The sequence below is a fragment of the Erythrobacter sp. genome (assembly GCA_019739335.1).
Lineage (GTDB): Bacteria > Pseudomonadota > Alphaproteobacteria > Sphingomonadales > Sphingomonadaceae > Alteraurantiacibacter.
The window spans coordinates 536,536-550,223 of sequence record CP073261.1 but is presented as its reverse complement, the minus strand read 5'-3'; the positions used below and the strand labels follow the sequence as shown (position 1 = coordinate 550,223).

The window sequence follows — 13,688 nt, the reverse complement described above, 5'->3', positions numbered from 1 at the left end:
GGAGCACGCACGGTCGTCGTTCGAAATGAACAGTTCGTCAGAAAACAGGCCACAATTTCGCCGCAATTGGAACAAGCCGGAAGCTGCTCCGTTGCAGCATTAGGACGACCGGCAACGTCTTGAAATATCTGCCGCCAAGCCCCCAACACACCAAGGAACCGGAACCATGAAGACCCTCTCCCTCGCTCTCGCCACTGCCGCTTCGCTGGCGCTTGTCGCCTGTGCCGAACCCGCCGAAGATACCACCGCCACCGAAGATGCGGCGATGGCCGATGAAATGTCGATGGAAACGCCCACCGCAACCGGCAACATCGTCGAAGTTGCCCAAGGCAATGAAGATTTCTCAACGCTGGTTGCTGCCGTGACTGCCGCCGAACTGGGCGACACTCTCTCGGGCACCGGCCCGTTCACCGTGTTCGCGCCGAACAATGCCGCCTTCGCCGCGCTGCCGGAAGGCACCGTTGAAACGCTGACCACCACCGAGACCGAGCAGCTCGGTTCGATCCTGACCTACCACGTCGTCGAAGGCGAACTGATGGCCGCCGATGTGCTGGCCGCGATCGAGGGCGCAGGCGATGCGGGTTACACCGTGAACACTGTCAACGGCACCACGCTGACTGCCAGGGTGGTCGATGGCAATGTCACGCTGACCGATGCCGCCGGCAACACCGCCACCGTGATCGCCACCGATGTCGATGCCTCGAATGGCGTCATCCACGTGATTGATACGGTGTTGAGGCCCGCGTAATCGGCAAACGTCGGTTTGAAATTCAAAAGGCGGGTCTCCGAAGGAGGCTCGCCTTTTCGTTTGCTGGCAGCCAGTGCGAGCAATGGTTCGCAAAAAAAGTGTGGCTTTGATAGCAGGTTGCGCATGACTTCCATCCCCCCAGTAGCGCGATTCCTAGGCCTCACCGGCTTGCTGCCGCAATTCACCTGTGCGGCGGCCGTGTGGGTCGGGCCGGCGGAATGGCGATGGACCGCACTGGCTATCGGCTGGGCCTATGCGGCACTGATTCTCAGTTTTCTGGGCGGCATGTGGTGGGGGCTTGCAGCAGCGGCGCCCGATCAGGCCCGCCGCGCGCCGGCCTGGATATGGATCGCCGCAGTCTCCCCCAGTCTGATTGCTCTGGGCACCTTTGTTCCGTGGGTAGTCGGTGAACGCTGGCCAGGCCCATCACTCGTTGTGCTGGCATTGGCAATTCTGGCGAGTCCGCTGGTAGACATACGCCTTGTCACCATTCGACCGGCGTGGTGGATGGCTTTACGCCTGCCGCTTTCCGCCGGGCTGGGGGCGGCGACGCTGGCTTTGGCCTTGGGCTGAGCGGGCCGACAATGTATCGTCCGTACGTCACGTATTGGAAAGGTATCGCCCGGATGAAACGCTTATTCCTTTTGGCAGCCGCTGCCGCTCTGTCCGCCTGCCAGCCAAGCGATGGCGAGACTTTCCCTGGAGATGCTTCCGAAACGCAACCCTATGCCGGGATTGCGGAAGATGCGGTTTTGCGGATCACCGGGACGGAGCCGTTCTGGGGCGGAACCATTTCGGGCGGGCAACTGACCTGGACTACGCCGGAGAACATCGACGGCATCACCGTGCCTGTGGAGCGGTTCGCCGGGCGAGGCGGCCTGTCTTTCAGCGGTCAGCTTGAAGACCAGCAAATCGACATCGCCATTACGCCCGGCGATTGTTCGGACGGCATGAGCGATCGCACCTATCCCTTCAACGCTACGGTCGAACTGAACGGCCAGACCCTCAGCGGCTGTGCCTGGCGCGAAGGGGTGGACGAACTAGCGGAGGCCTAGAACAGCCCAGGCGTCTCGTGCTGCGCTGCGGTGCGCTCGGACAATTCGGGTGCGAGCACACCGCTGTCGATAGCCGCAGCCGTCGTAGCCGGGCCGCCCGCTATCGCGGTGCAGGTCCGGCCCGCAAGGTAATCAAGCGCCACTGCCGTCATTTGCTCGCGCGGGTCGCCCATCTGGAAGCCGATATCGTCATTGGCGCGGCAGGTGTTGGGCACGGTGCTGGCAAGCCCGGTGTAGTAATCGCCTTCGTTATCGGCATTGGCGATCTGTAGCGTCACCACCCGCAGCCGGTCATCGCAGGCAGGCCGATCAAAAGCCGATTGGCCAACCGGCTTTCCGAAAGTGTTGGTGCCGATCAGCGCAATGTCGTCGACATAGGGCTGCATCCCGTTGATGACCAATTCGCTGGCCGAAGCGGTGGACCCGGTGCCGATGAAGGCGATCCGTGTCGGCGCGATCGATTGGGCGCGCGCGGTAAAGCGGTAGATTTCGTTCTCCGCGGCCTTGGAGGGTCGGAAATTGATCCGCTCGAAAACCTGCCCTTCGCGCCCGCGCCCCATCAGGTCGCCCAAAATTTCGGCAATATAGATGAAGCCGCCGCCATTATAGCGAAAATCGATAATCAGCTCTGTCACCCCCGCAGCGCGGAAGTCCTCGAACGCGGCCAGAAGATCCGCTTCCGCCGATTCCACGGAGAAAGTGCGCAGATTGAGATATCCCACCAGCTTGCCGCCATCATTGATGATCTGGGCACCGTAGCGGTTCGACACCGGATCCAGCTCGAATTCGGTCTTGGTGAGCGCAATTTCGCGCTCGACGCCTGACTGGTCACGCACCCGCAGGACCCGGCTTGTCCCTGCTGTCGAAGGGCCGAGAGCGTCGGAGACCGCGCCCGGTCCGCCGGTTGCCATCAGCGAATTGACCGTCTGAAGGTTGTTGGTGGAGGTGCCGATGGCGAGCAATTCCGTGCCGCGATCGAGATTGGCGCCGAGAGCGGCAGTTCCTTCGAATGTCTCGATCACGAACACCTGCCGGTTGGCCGTGTCATAGGCCAGGCGAAAGCCGAACCCTGCCGAAGCGCCGGTGCTCGCGAAAGCCTCCTCCTCGGCAATGGAGGTGACGTAAGAGAAGAACCGATCGCGCGATTGTGCCCGCGCAGGGGCGACCAGCGCATCGATGTAGGATTGCAGATTGGTGTGGCTGGCCTTGTTCACCGAGGCATTGAACAGATCGGGGAAAAGGTACCATTCGTTGAACACGGCGAGCGTGAAATCCTGCCTCGCGGAAAGCGAGCACGTCGCCGTTGTAGGAGTCGGAGTGGGGGTTGGAACAGTGCCGGTGTTGTTGTTTCCTCCGCTTCCGCCGCCACCGCCGCAGGAAACCAGCATGGCAAGGCTGGCCGCAGTCAAAGCAATTTTCGAGGTGCGCATGATTGTTCCACGCTTTCAGAATGTTGAGCCTGCGAGTGGGCTCGCGGCATCCTATCGGGCGCCTCGCTGGCTGGCAAGCATGGCCGAGGGGGCAGGCAACAAAGTGTGGAAAGCTGGCCGGAATGGCCCATGCCCAAGCCGTCCCGACTGCCAGCCCCTTGCATTCGCGACGCGCAATCGGCACATCGCGGAGCCTTCTATCCGTAAAGCGTGCCATAAGCGCGCAATCCAGCCGAGGTTACTGCATGTCCGATCCCGTCCCCGCATGGCTCTCCAAGGCTCTCGGCAAGGCACCGGGGGAACATGGCGCTGCGCTCGGTGGCATCGTGGCCGCACGGCTCGGTGCGGCGGAAATGGTGGGCAAGGGAGGCTTTGCCCTCTCCTCGGCAGCTTTCAGCGCGGGCGGCTGGCTTGATCCCTCGTTCACCGCCGATGAGGAAGACTCGGTCGCCCCCCCGGTCGAATGGACCGCGCCGCCACCCGGTACGCAGGAACTAGTGCTTATAGTGGAGGATATCGATTGGCAGACCGGCGAGCCGTTCTGCCACTGGCTGGTCTGGGGCCTGCACGGCCAGCGCGGCAAATTGCTCGAAGGCGAAGCGCCGCCGCGCGTGGGCAAGAATGCTTTCGGCAATTCGGAATGGCTGCTTCCCGACCCGCCGACGGGTGACGATCCGCACACCTACGTATTCCAGCTTTTCGCCCTCGACTTGCCGCTGACGCTGATGCCTGGGGCGAGTCGCGAGGAACTGGTTGCAGCAATGACCGGCCATGTTATTGGACTGGCCCTGATTACAGCGACTTATACCCGTGAAGAAGGCGGGGATTACGATTGGGACGATGGCGACGAAGACGATTGAACAATGCTAGGCTGAAAGTCGGCATATTTTTTGACTGAAAGGAAATACCAATGGCTGCCAAGAACAATGCTCTCACCAAGCCGGTCAATCTGACTCCGGAGCTGGAAGAAGTCGTGGGCAAGGGCCCGCTGACCCGCGCGCAGGTGACCAGCAAGGTCTGGGATCACATCAAGGCCAACAACCTGCAGGATTCCAAGGACAAGCGCATGATCAATCCCGATGCCAAGCTGAGCAAGGTGATCGGCACCGAGCAGATTTCGATGTTCAAGATGACGGGTGCGGTTTCCAAGCACATGAGCTGAGCGCTCCATCGCATCAGTGATATACGGACGGGCGGGAAGCGCAGGCTTCCTGCCCGTTTTCTTTGAGTGGAGCGCGACATCTTCACATATCCGAACTGTTCGCATTTCCGGTAAATTGACTTGCCGCAATGCTCTCCTGCATGGCACACGGCAGGAAAGCACATAGGGCGCAGCCTTCCGCTATCGCCCGAGAGGAAAGGTCAGCTACATGGCTCGGATCGTCGGCGGCGTCGCCACTTCGCACACTCCCACCATCGCTTTCGCCAAGGACGGCGGCAAGCAGGACGATCCGGTGTGGAAGCCGATCTTCGAAGGCTATGAACCCGTGCAGGCGTGGTTCCGCGAGAAGCAACCCGACGTGCTGGTCTACATCTACAACGATCACATGACTTCGTTCTTCGATCACTACAGCCATTTCGCGCTGGGTGTGGGCGAGGAATTCAAGGCGGCGGACGAAGGCGGTGGCCCGCGCGATATCCCGGCGATCAAGGGCGATCCGAAGTTCGCCGAACATGTCGCGCGGGTGATGGTGGCGAACGAGTTCGACTTGTCCTACTTCCAAGGCAAGGGGCTGGATCACGGCGCCTTCTCGCCGCTCAGCGTGATGGTCGATTACGACGCGGATAACGGCTGGGCCTGCAAGCTGGTGCCGGTGGTCTGCGGCGTGCTGACCGTACCGCTGCCTTCTGCGCGGCGGTTCTACAAGTTCGGCAAGAGCCTGCGGCAGGCGATCCTCTCCTACCCAGAGGACATCAAGGTCGCGATCGCCGGAACGGGCGGCCTGAGCCATCAGGTCCACGGCGAAGGCTGCGGGTTCAACAACCCGGCGTGGGACCATGAATTCATGGAGCGGCTGGAAAAGGACCCCGAAGGCCTGCTCGACATGACGGTTGCTGAACTGGCGACGCTGGGCGGCTGGGAAGGCGCGGAAGTGGTGATGTGGCTGATGATGCGCGGCGCGCTTTCGGCCGATGTCGAGTGCATTCACAAGACCTATTTCCTGCCCTCGATGTGCCCGATCGCGACCATGATCCTCGAAGAACGAAACCCCGATGCGCCGGTCGAACCGCCGGAAGTCACTCGCGCGCGCGCCGACCGCGACTATGCGGGAGCAGAAAAGCTGGCGGGCACCTATCCCTTCACCATCGAACGCAGCGTAAAGGGCTTCCGGCTCAACCACTTCCTGCACTCGCTGACCCAGCCCGACATGCGCAAGCTGTTCCGCGAAGACGAGGAAGCCGCCTATGCGAAGGGCGGGCTGACCGCTGAAGAGCAGGACCTCGTCCGCCGCCGCGACTGGATCGGCATGATCCATTACGGGGTGATCTTCTTCATGCTGGAAAAGCTCGGCGCGGTGACCGGGATCGGCAATATCGACATCTACGCCGCGATGAAGGGCATGACCGTGCCGGAGTTCCAGAAGACGCGGAATGCCAGCATCAATTACGGCGTGGCGGGCAAGGAGACCTGATCTGCGCTGCGTGAGATGCACGCCTGGGTTAGACTCCGGAAATCATGTTTTCATTTATTGAGGGTATTGTTCCGTCGATTATCGATGGAGCAAGGACATGGGTGCATTTGGCCGCAAGGGCCTGAGCCCGGCCGAACCCGTTCGCCCGGAAAAGCGCTCGCGCAGGCGGGCGACTGTCACGCTGCCGTGCAATCTCGATACCCCCGTGGCGCGCCGCAGGGTGACGCTGGTGGATATCACTTCGGTTGGCGCGCATGTCGGGGGCACGGGGCTTCCGCAAGTCGGGAGCTTCGTGCAGCTCAAGGTAGCTGGTGCGATGGCTTTCGGCACGGTAATCTGGCGGCGCGACGAGAATTGCGGGTTGGAATTCGACGCACCGCTGGCCGAGGAAGCGATTGCGCGATTTCGGGAAACTGCCGATCACGCCGCCGAGCTGGGGCTCGATGCGGGATTGCTGCGGGCGAAGGAGGATTGGGCGGGCAGGGGTTAGGCCTTGAACTAGTGATCCGAGCTCCCGCGAAAGCGGGAGCCTCGTGCCTGAGGCCTGAGGCCCCCGCCTGCGCGGGGACTCACGTTTTACGCTGGAACGGCCAATCGACCACGCGCCCCGTCCACAGCGCCAGCCAGATGACCAGCGGCTGCGCCAGCATCCTCGGCCCATGATAGCCTATGCCCCAGCCGCCATCCGACCTCGCCAAGTCGATAAGCAGATGGTTCACATTAGCAGGCCAGACACACAGCGCATAGAGCGCCAGCCCGATCCCGCCCGCCTGCCGCAACCGCAGCGAGAACGGCTGGGCGAGGGCGATCGCCCCCAAAATCTCGGCCATTCCGGTCCACAGAACCACAGCTTCAGGGGGGCACGAAGCCCGGAATGATCTGCAGGAACGGCTCCGGCCCGACAATGTGACGGTACCCGGCATAGGCATAGAATGCCGCCAGCAGGTAGCGCAGCGCTGCCCTCACGCTTCCGAAACCGTCACGCCTTTCCAGAATGCGATCCGGCCCTTGATCTGCGCGGCGGCATCCTTCGGTTCGGGATAATACCACGCAGCATCGCGGTTCACCGCGTCACCCGCCTGCACCGAATAGTAGCTCGCATCGCCCTTCCACGGGCAATACGAGTGCGTTTCGCTGGGCAGCAGCACCTCCGCATCGACATCCTCGGGCGGGAAGTAGTGGTTGCCTTCGACCACCACGGTGTTGTCGCTGCGGGCGATTTCGTGGCCGTTCCAGCTGGCGATCATTGTCATTCGCATAACTCCCTGATTGATGGGCGATCATAGCTTGCCTTGCGCCTCGGCTCTATCCTACCCTTGGTCCATGAACCGCACTTTCCTTGCCGCAGCCAGCGGCCTCGCCCTCCTCGCCGTCCCTGCCGCCGCGCAGGACGCGCCCGAAGCCGTCTCCCGCGCAGCGCTCGAAGCCGCGCCGGTGTGGGACGGGCACAACGACGTGCCCGGTCGCCTGCGCTCGCGCCACGGCAATGTGCTCGCGGATTTCGACTTCCACGATACGCTGGAAGGCGACACCTGGACGGCGGGGCAGATGCACACCGATCTCGCCCGGCTCCGCACCGGCATGGTCGGGGCGCAGTGGTGGTCGGTCTATGTCCCTGCCGCGCTGGAAGAACCGCAGGCGGTGCAGAACACGCTCGAACAGATCGACGTGACCCGGCGGCTTGTGGAGGCCTATCCCGACGACCTGATGCTGGCGCTGACGGCGGACGATGTCGAGGCAGCGCGGGCGCAGGGCCGGATCGCTTCGCTGATCGGCATGGAAGGCGGGCACTCGATCGGTTCAAGCCTCGCCGTGCTGCGGCAGATGTACGAGCTCGGCGCGCGCTACATGACGCTGACGCACAATCGTAACACGCCGTGGGCGGACAGCGCCTCGGTCGCGCCCGAGCATGACGGGCTGACGGAGTTCGGCGTGCTGGTGGTGCGCGAAATGGCGCGGCTGGGGATGCTGGTCGATCTGAGCCACGTATCGCCTGCCACCATGAACGATACGCTCGACGTGGTTGGCGCGCCGGTGATCTTCAGCCACTCGGGCGCCATCGCGGTAAACGGCCATTCGCGCAACGTGCCCGACGATGTGCTGGCGCGGATGCCGGAGAACGGCGGGATCGTGATGGCGGTCGGCTTGCCCGGCTACCTGAGCGAAGCGCAGCGGGTGTGGTTCGCCGCGCGCGCGGGCGAGAAGGCGCGGCTGGAATCCTGGTGGCAGGGCCGCCCCGATCTGGTCGAAGCGGGCCTTGCCGAATGGGACGCGGCCAATCCCACACCCGATGCGACCATTTCCGACTGGGCGGATCATATCGATCACATCCGCGACGTGGCGGGGATCGATCACATCGGCATCGGCGGCGATTACGACGGGATGGCGAGCGGGCCGGTGGGGATGGAGGACGTGACCGGCTACCCGGCGCTGTTCACCGAACTCGCGCGGCGCGGCTATTCGCAAGCCGATCTGGAGAAGATCTCCTACCGCAACATGCTGCGGGTGATGCGCGCTGCGGAAGACTTTGCGGCGGGGCAGGCGGACATGCCGCCTATTGAAGCGCCGGTGAACTGACTTCCAGCCGGTCGAGTGTCGCCCGATCGCGTTCACCGTTGCAGAATCCTTCCAGCGCAAGGCTGAAGCGGCTGTCACCGGAATCGACATGTTCGAACAGGGTCATCGAGCTGCGAAACTTCAGCGCGTCGAGCGGCCCGAGAATATCGCATGCGCTGCGTTTTCCCACCCACTCCAGCATTGCGCTGGTGCTTTCGCGAAGGCGATCGCCCAACAAATCATGGGCGAGATAGGCCCGCGCCTCGGCGGCTCCCGATATGGCGAAAATGCGGGCATTACTGCTCAAACCAAGTCCGAGGATTTGCGGAAAGACGAACCACATCCAGTGGGTTCGCTTGGTGCCAGAACGCAATTCGGCCAAGGCAGAAGGGTAGAGTCCGGCCTGTGCCCGCACGAAACGGGCCAGATCGTACCCGTCAGTCATTGTCCACCTTGTCCGGCAGATCCTTGCGATCGGTGCTGGCGAATTCCTCCAGTTCCTCCTCGGACATGGAATCGTACATGTCTTTCGAAGCACCCTTGAGGTCGCCGACCTTGGTATCGCCTCGCTTGGCGGAAAGAGCCGCACCGGCGGCCTTTTGCTGGGCTTTGGATTTCGCAGGCATCAGTTCGCTCCTTCAAGTTCGGAGCCGAGCTTGAGCACTTCATCGCCATCGCCCTGCCGGATGAGGTAGGCAGGATTGTCCGCGTTGCCGTGGCGGGTGATCTGGCTACCTTTCAAGGTGCGGGTCACATCGCGCTCGAAGCGGTCCGTTACCTCACCTTCGCCGGTGCCGCTTCCCCATTGCCACCGGACTTTCTGTCCTGATCTGAAACTTTTGGAATCGCTCATCGGGTGCTCCTTTCATAGTGGTGCCCCCTCCTTCGTTCCTACTCCGGTTCGGTGGATTCGATCTCGGTGAAATCCTGGTCTTCATCTGTGAGGACTTCGTTCGACAAGTCGTCGTTGAGTCCCGCTCCATCGGACTCTTCCACCGGCGAGGCGTAGGGTTCGGAATTGTCGCTCTGCCACGCTCCCGCGATCCAGATAACCGACAGGATCAGTATTGCGGCCAGCAGGCTGATCAACAGGACCCAGCGAACAACGCCCTCTTTCGAACCGGCAGTGGCCTCATCGTCCTCGATATGGATTTCGTCGCCCTCTTTGTAACTCATGGTGTAGCCTTCCGTCTCGTTACGACCCTCGAAGAATCCAAACTAGCAGGCGGGTGCAATGTTCCGCAATCGCCGGCCGTGCAGCATTCAGTCGCGTAGCAAATCGTTGATCCCGGTCTTGGCGCGGGTTTGCGCGTCCACCGTCTTCACGATCACGGCGCAATAGAGGCTGGGGCCGGGCGAACCGTCGGGCAGCGGCTTGCCGGGCAGCGATCCGGGCACCACCACGGCATAGGGCGGAACCGCGCCCATATGGACTTCGCCGGTCGCGCGGTCGACGATCTTGGTCGATGCACCGATATAGACGCCCATCGACAGCACCGCGCCTGCGCCGATCCGCACGCCTTCCACCACTTCCGAACGTGCGCCGATGAAGGCACCATCCTCGATCACCACCGGGCCTGCCTGCAACGGCTCCAGCACTCCACCAATGCCTACTCCGCCCGACAGGTGCACGTTCTTGCCGATTTGCGCGCAGGAACCAACGGTGGCCCAGGTATCGACCATGGTGCCGTCGTCCACGAAAGCGCCGATATTGACGAAGCTGGGCATCAGGATCACGCCCTTGCCGATGAAGCTGCCGCGCCGCGCGACCGCCCCCGGCACCACGCGAAAGCCGCCTTCAACGAAGCGATCCTGGCCCCAACCGGCGAACTTGGAGGGCACCTTGTCATAGGCTGGATTGCCGGCCGATCCGCCTTCCATCACCCGGTTGTCATAGAGGCGGAAGCTGAGCAGCACTGCCTTCTTGAGCCACTGGTTGACCCGCCAGCCGCCCGCGCCATCCGGTTCCGCCACGCGCGCAGTGCCGTGATCGAGCATCTCCAGCGCCTCGTCCACGACCCGCCGCACGTCGCTGTCCGCCGGAGTAATGTCGGTGCGGTTCTCCCATGCGGCTTCGATGGCACTGACGAGTTCGGCGGTCATGCTACGGCTCTCCTGACGCGGGGGCGAAGAAGGCCCCGAATTTAGCCGTGCGGCTAGCCGTTCGCGCTGCGTCGCACAAGCGGCAGACAAAGGCATTAGGCAAATTCGCTTGGCTCGGATTAAGGTGGGTGGGCGCATGAGGGCGCTGAACTATCGGGGCGGGCATTGGGACAGGTCACGAATCTATCGCGCTGGAAAAGCGGGCAGGGCGGCGCGGCGCTGGCTGCGCTGGCACTGCTTTCGGGCTGTGGTGGCGCTGGCGGAGGTGGGCCGAGCCCCGGAATGCCGCCGGTCACGCCCACTCCGACGCCCACTCCGACGCCAACGCCAACACCCACTCCGACGCCCACCAGCGCCGGGTTCCCGGTCCAAACCGTCCCCGCCACCTTCAATACGCAGGAATTCCGCGATTCGGATGGTCCCGGCCAGCACAACGCTGCCAGCGCCTGGGCGGCGGGGCACAATGGTAGCGGGGTCACCATTGCAGTGATCGATACCGGGATCGATACCGACAGCCCTGAATTTGCCAGCCGGATTTCTCCACTTTCGACAGATATCTACGGCAGCCGCGGGGCCGAGGGGACCGACGATCACGGTACCACGGTGGCACTGGTCGCGGCGGCGGCTCGCAACAACACGGGCATTGTCGGCATCGCCTGGCAATCGACGGTGCTCGCCATCCGCGCCGATGAGCCGGGTTCCTGCGGCTCCGACAGCCCGGAAGACGCCAATTCGGAATGCAGCTTCTTTAACAGCGCTATTGCCGATTCGATCGATTATGCGGTCGCGAACGGGGCCAAGGTGGTCAATATTTCGCTCGGCGGCCCCGCTGCAATCGACGCCAATCTGCGCACTTCGGTGCGCGCGGCTGTCGATGCCGGATTGCTGGTGGTGGTCGCGGCGGGAAACGACGGGCTGACCGGGCTGCAGCCTTTCGCCTCGCAGTTTGCTTCTGCTGGCGATGGCGGGGTGATCGTGGTCGGCTCGGTCGATGGCAATTACCAGTTGTCCGGCTTCTCGAACCGCGCAGGCACGAACCAGAACCAATACCTTGCCGCGCGCGGGGAAGCGAACTGCTGCGTCTATCAGGATGGCGAGATTTTCGTCGATGACGAGGGCTTCGTGTTCCTGTTCTCCGGCACCAGCTTCGCCAGTCCGCAGGTGGCAGGCGCGGCGGCGCTGCTGGCTCAGGCCTTCCCGCATCTGAGCGGGCGGCAGATCGCCGAGATCCTGCTCGAAAGCGCGTGGGACGCGGGCGCTGCGGGAGACGATGCGGTCTATGGCCGGGGCATTCTCGATATTGCTGCCGCTTTCCAGCCGATCGGGACCACCGGGATTGCGGGTCAGCGGACGGCGCTGGCGCTCGGGGACGGTTCTGGCGTGTCCTCGCCCGCGATGGGCGATGCCTTCCGCACCGCCTCGCTCCCCACGCTGATTACCGACCGCTATCAGCGCGCTTTCGAGGCCGACCTGGCGGGCACATTGCGCGGCGCCGAGCAACGCCAGCGGCTGCACGGCGCGCTGGCGGGGCAGAGTCGCACGCTGTCGGGCGCGGGGGAAGCTGCGAGCATGGCCTTCACCATCGACGCCAGCGGTCGCACCCCTCCGCGTGCCGAGCTCCTGCGGCTGTCGCGCGAGGATGCCGAAGGCGCGCGGGTGCTTGCGGCGCGGATTGCGGTGCAGCTGGCCCCGGAAACGGAAGTGGCCTTTGCCTATCGCGAAGGCGCGGGCGGGATGGTGGCGGGCTTGCAGGGGCAGTCGCGCCCCGCCTTCATGATCGCGAGCGAGAGCAGCGCGGACAACGGGATGTTGGCCGCCAGCGATGCCGCCGTCGCGCTGCGTCAGCAGCTTGGCCCGTGGGGGCTGACCTTGAGCGCGCAAACCGGATCGACCTGGACCGCCGCCGCTGTGCGCCGCGCCGCCGCCCTGCGCGGGCAGCGCGAGGAGGAGGACATGGCGAGTTTCTCGCTCGCTCTCGACCGGCGCTTCGGCGATCTGGAAACCGCGCTGGGCCTGACCTGGACGGCGGAGGAGCGCACCGTGCTGGGCGCGCGGTTCCACGAAGGCTTCGGGCTGGCGGGGAGTGACAACCTGTTCCTCGATCTCGATCTCGGCTGGCAGCTGGCGGGCGATTGGCGGCTGGGCGGATCATGGCGGCAGGGCTTCACCACGCTGCGCTATGCGGCCTTGGTGGCCGAAGGATCGCGGCTGGAGAGCAATGGCTGGAGCGTGGATATCGCGCGGCGTGGCTTGTTTGCCGATCACGACGCTCTGGCGCTGCGCCTGTCGCAACCGCTGCGGGTTAGCGGCGGCGGCCTGAACCTCCGCCTGCCGACCGGTTACAGCTATGAAACGCTGGCGCCCGATGCCTATGCGATCCGCAGCCTCAGCTTGTCGCCCGAGGGCCGGGAACTGACCGGAGAACTGGCCTGGCGTGGGCGGTTGTGGGGCGGCGGGGCCATGACGAGCCTGTTCTACCGCCACCAACCGGGGCACTATGCCGATGCACCTGCCGATACGGGGGTGGCGGTGCGCTGGTCGCGGGAGTTCTAGGGCCGCATCAGATCGCGGGTGAAATCCACCAGCCCGGTCTGCCGCGCGCGGCGCATCCGCTCGGCGATCAGGATCGTGCGGACCTTTTCGAAGCAGGCATCGATATCGTCGTTGATGACGACATAATCGTAGCCGTCCCAGTGGCTGATCTCGCTGCGGGCGCGGGCCATCCGCCCGGCGATCACTTCCTCGCTGTCGGTGGCGCGGTGCCGCAAGCGCGCTTCGAGTTCGCCGATGCTGGGCGGCAGCAGAAACACCCGCACCACGTCGGTTTCCATCCGCTGATAGAGCTGTTGCGTGCCCTGCCAGTCGATATCGAACAGGAAATCGCAGCCTTCCTTCAGCCCCGCCTTGATCTGCGATTTGGGGGTGCCGTAATTGTTGCCGAACACTTCCGCCCATTCGAGCAGTTCGCCATCATCCACCATGCGTGCGAACTCGGCCTGATCGACGAAGTGATAGTCCTTGCCATCCACTTCCCCCGGACGCGGCGGGCGAGTGGTGACTGAAACCGACATGGCGATTTCGCCATCCTCCACCAGCAGGCGCCTGGCAATCGTGGTCTTGCCGGTGCCCGAAGGCGACGAGAGGATGAACATCAGTCCACGGC

17 protein-coding genes and 1 pseudogene are annotated in these 13,688 nt (G+C 63.6%); 9 read left to right on the top strand and 9 right to left on the bottom strand.

Annotated features, from left to right (window positions below; translation table 11 throughout):
* The first annotated feature begins 166 nt into the window (after positions 1 to 166).
* The 3 genes from JY451_02760 to JY451_02750 all read left to right on the top strand — a co-directional run bounded on the left by JY451_02760 (position 167) and on the right by JY451_02750 (position 1,803).
* Positions 167 to 748, top strand: coding sequence for a fasciclin domain-containing protein (locus JY451_02760; GenBank protein ID QZH75552.1), 582 nt, complete (start codon positions 167 to 169; stop codon positions 746 to 748).
* 123 nt (positions 749 to 871) lie between these two features.
* Positions 872 to 1,321, top strand: a complete 450-nt coding sequence (locus JY451_02755) for a DUF3429 domain-containing protein (protein QZH75551.1) — start codon at positions 872 to 874, stop codon at positions 1,319 to 1,321.
* 53 nt (positions 1,322 to 1,374) lie between these two features.
* Positions 1,375 to 1,803 carry a hypothetical protein gene (locus JY451_02750; GenBank protein QZH75550.1) on the top strand — a complete coding sequence of 143 codons (429 nt, stop codon included), beginning with the start codon at positions 1,375 to 1,377 and terminating at the stop codon, positions 1,801 to 1,803.
* Here the strand turns inward: JY451_02750 and JY451_02745 are convergent.
* Positions 1,800 to 3,233, bottom strand: coding sequence for a peptidase S41 (locus JY451_02745; protein ID QZH75549.1), 1,434 nt, complete (start codon positions 3,231 to 3,233; stop codon positions 1,800 to 1,802). The genes JY451_02750 and JY451_02745 overlap by 4 nt on opposite strands.
* Positions 3,234 to 3,478: 245 nt before the next feature.
* On the opposite strand from JY451_02745, the gene JY451_02740 reads away from it, so the two are divergent.
* The 4 genes from JY451_02740 to JY451_02725 all read left to right on the top strand — a co-directional run bounded on the left by JY451_02740 (position 3,479) and on the right by JY451_02725 (position 6,356).
* Positions 3,479 to 4,093 carry a YbhB/YbcL family Raf kinase inhibitor-like protein gene (locus JY451_02740; protein QZH75548.1) on the top strand — a complete coding sequence of 205 codons (615 nt, stop codon included), beginning with the start codon at positions 3,479 to 3,481 and terminating at the stop codon, positions 4,091 to 4,093.
* A 50-nt stretch (positions 4,094 to 4,143) separates the two neighbouring features.
* Positions 4,144 to 4,395: an SWIB/MDM2 domain-containing protein gene (locus tag JY451_02735; GenBank protein ID QZH75547.1), complete on the top strand. Its 252-nt coding sequence runs from the start codon at positions 4,144 to 4,146 to the stop codon at positions 4,393 to 4,395.
* 208 nt (positions 4,396 to 4,603) lie between these two features.
* Positions 4,604 to 5,866 carry a gallate dioxygenase gene (locus JY451_02730; protein ID QZH75546.1) on the top strand — a complete coding sequence of 421 codons (1,263 nt, stop codon included), beginning with the start codon at positions 4,604 to 4,606 and terminating at the stop codon, positions 5,864 to 5,866.
* A 97-nt stretch (positions 5,867 to 5,963) separates the two neighbouring features.
* The gene (locus tag JY451_02725; protein ID QZH75545.1) at positions 5,964 to 6,356 is read left to right on the top strand and encodes a PilZ domain-containing protein; all 393 of its coding nucleotides are present in this window, start codon (positions 5,964 to 5,966) and stop codon (positions 6,354 to 6,356) included.
* Positions 6,357 to 6,435: 79 nt separating this feature from the next.
* Here JY451_02725 and JY451_02720 read toward each other — a convergent pair.
* Both JY451_02720 and JY451_02715 read right to left on the bottom strand, forming a co-directional pair.
* Positions 6,436 to 6,832, bottom strand: a pseudogene (locus JY451_02720) (DoxX family protein).
* Complete coding sequence (locus tag JY451_02715; GenBank protein QZH75544.1) at positions 6,829 to 7,119, bottom strand: DUF427 domain-containing protein; 291 nt, start codon at positions 7,117 to 7,119, stop codon at positions 6,829 to 6,831. Before JY451_02715 ends, JY451_02720 begins: the two are co-directional and overlap by 4 nt.
* A 70-nt stretch (positions 7,120 to 7,189) precedes the next feature.
* Here JY451_02715 and JY451_02710 point away from each other — a divergent pair, with 70 nt between their 5' ends.
* Positions 7,190 to 8,443 carry a dipeptidase gene (locus tag JY451_02710; protein ID QZH75543.1) on the top strand — a complete coding sequence of 418 codons (1,254 nt, stop codon included), beginning with the start codon at positions 7,190 to 7,192 and terminating at the stop codon, positions 8,441 to 8,443.
* On the opposite strand, the gene JY451_02705 is transcribed toward JY451_02710, so the two are convergent.
* The 5 genes from JY451_02705 to dapD all read right to left on the bottom strand — a co-directional run bounded on the left by JY451_02705 (position 8,421) and on the right by dapD (position 10,525).
* Positions 8,421 to 8,867 (bottom strand): DUF1810 domain-containing protein, encoded by a 447-nt coding sequence (locus JY451_02705; GenBank protein ID QZH75542.1) that lies wholly within the window; start codon positions 8,865 to 8,867, stop codon positions 8,421 to 8,423. The genes JY451_02710 and JY451_02705 overlap by 23 nt on opposite strands.
* Complete coding sequence (locus JY451_02700; GenBank protein ID QZH75541.1) at positions 8,860 to 9,048, bottom strand: DUF3008 family protein; 189 nt, start codon at positions 9,046 to 9,048, stop codon at positions 8,860 to 8,862. The genes JY451_02705 and JY451_02700 overlap by 8 nt, the downstream gene beginning before the upstream one ends.
* Positions 9,048 to 9,275 carry a DUF2945 domain-containing protein gene (locus tag JY451_02695; protein ID QZH75540.1) on the bottom strand — a complete coding sequence of 76 codons (228 nt, stop codon included), beginning with the start codon at positions 9,273 to 9,275 and terminating at the stop codon, positions 9,048 to 9,050. Before JY451_02695 ends, JY451_02700 begins: the two co-directional genes overlap by 1 nt.
* Before the next feature lie 38 nt (positions 9,276 to 9,313).
* Positions 9,314 to 9,598: a hypothetical protein gene (locus JY451_02690; GenBank protein QZH75539.1), complete on the bottom strand. Its 285-nt coding sequence runs from the start codon at positions 9,596 to 9,598 to the stop codon at positions 9,314 to 9,316.
* 87 nt (positions 9,599 to 9,685) lie between these two features.
* Complete coding sequence (gene dapD / locus JY451_02685) at positions 9,686 to 10,525, bottom strand: 2,3,4,5-tetrahydropyridine-2,6-dicarboxylate N-succinyltransferase (protein QZH75538.1); 840 nt, start codon at positions 10,523 to 10,525, stop codon at positions 9,686 to 9,688.
* Between the two features lie 165 nt (positions 10,526 to 10,690).
* On the opposite strand from dapD, the gene JY451_02680 reads away from it, so the two are divergent.
* The gene (locus JY451_02680; GenBank protein ID QZH75537.1) at positions 10,691 to 13,078 is read left to right on the top strand and encodes a S8 family serine peptidase; all 2,388 of its coding nucleotides are present in this window, start codon (positions 10,691 to 10,693) and stop codon (positions 13,076 to 13,078) included.
* Here JY451_02680 and gmk read toward each other — a convergent pair.
* Positions 13,075 to 13,677, bottom strand: a complete 603-nt coding sequence (gene gmk, locus JY451_02675; protein QZH76517.1) for a guanylate kinase — start codon at positions 13,675 to 13,677, stop codon at positions 13,075 to 13,077. The genes JY451_02680 and gmk overlap by 4 nt on opposite strands.
* Positions 13,678 to 13,688: the final 11 nt, after the last annotated feature.

Bases quoted from the DNA above. Each gene is read 5' to 3' on its own strand.
- JY451_02760 (QZH75552.1), top strand. From the start codon at position 167: ATGAAGACCCTCTCCCTCGCTCTCGCCACTGCCGCTTCGCTGGCGCTT.
- JY451_02755 (QZH75551.1), top strand. From the start codon at position 872: ATGACTTCCATCCCCCCAGTAGCGCGATTCCTAGGCCTCACCGGCTTG.
- JY451_02750 (QZH75550.1), top strand. From the start codon at position 1,375: ATGAAACGCTTATTCCTTTTGGCAGCCGCTGCCGCTCTGTCCGCCTGC.
- JY451_02745 (QZH75549.1), bottom strand. From the start codon at position 3,233: ATGCGCACCTCGAAAATTGCTTTGACTGCGGCCAGCCTTGCCATGCTG.
- JY451_02740 (QZH75548.1), top strand. From the start codon at position 3,479: ATGTCCGATCCCGTCCCCGCATGGCTCTCCAAGGCTCTCGGCAAGGCA.
- JY451_02735 (QZH75547.1), top strand. From the start codon at position 4,144: ATGGCTGCCAAGAACAATGCTCTCACCAAGCCGGTCAATCTGACTCCG.
- JY451_02730 (QZH75546.1), top strand. From the start codon at position 4,604: ATGGCTCGGATCGTCGGCGGCGTCGCCACTTCGCACACTCCCACCATC.
- JY451_02725 (QZH75545.1), top strand. From the start codon at position 5,964: ATGGGTGCATTTGGCCGCAAGGGCCTGAGCCCGGCCGAACCCGTTCGC.
- JY451_02715 (QZH75544.1), bottom strand. From the start codon at position 7,119: ATGACAATGATCGCCAGCTGGAACGGCCACGAAATCGCCCGCAGCGAC.
- JY451_02710 (QZH75543.1), top strand. From the start codon at position 7,190: ATGAACCGCACTTTCCTTGCCGCAGCCAGCGGCCTCGCCCTCCTCGCC.
- JY451_02705 (QZH75542.1), bottom strand. From the start codon at position 8,867: ATGACTGACGGGTACGATCTGGCCCGTTTCGTGCGGGCACAGGCCGGA.
- JY451_02700 (QZH75541.1), bottom strand. From the start codon at position 9,048: ATGCCTGCGAAATCCAAAGCCCAGCAAAAGGCCGCCGGTGCGGCTCTT.
- JY451_02695 (QZH75540.1), bottom strand. From the start codon at position 9,275: ATGAGCGATTCCAAAAGTTTCAGATCAGGACAGAAAGTCCGGTGGCAA.
- JY451_02690 (QZH75539.1), bottom strand. From the start codon at position 9,598: ATGAGTTACAAAGAGGGCGACGAAATCCATATCGAGGACGATGAGGCC.
- dapD (QZH75538.1), bottom strand. From the start codon at position 10,525: ATGACCGCCGAACTCGTCAGTGCCATCGAAGCCGCATGGGAGAACCGC.
- gmk (QZH76517.1), bottom strand. From the start codon at position 13,677: ATGTTCATCCTCTCGTCGCCTTCGGGCACCGGCAAGACCACGATTGCC.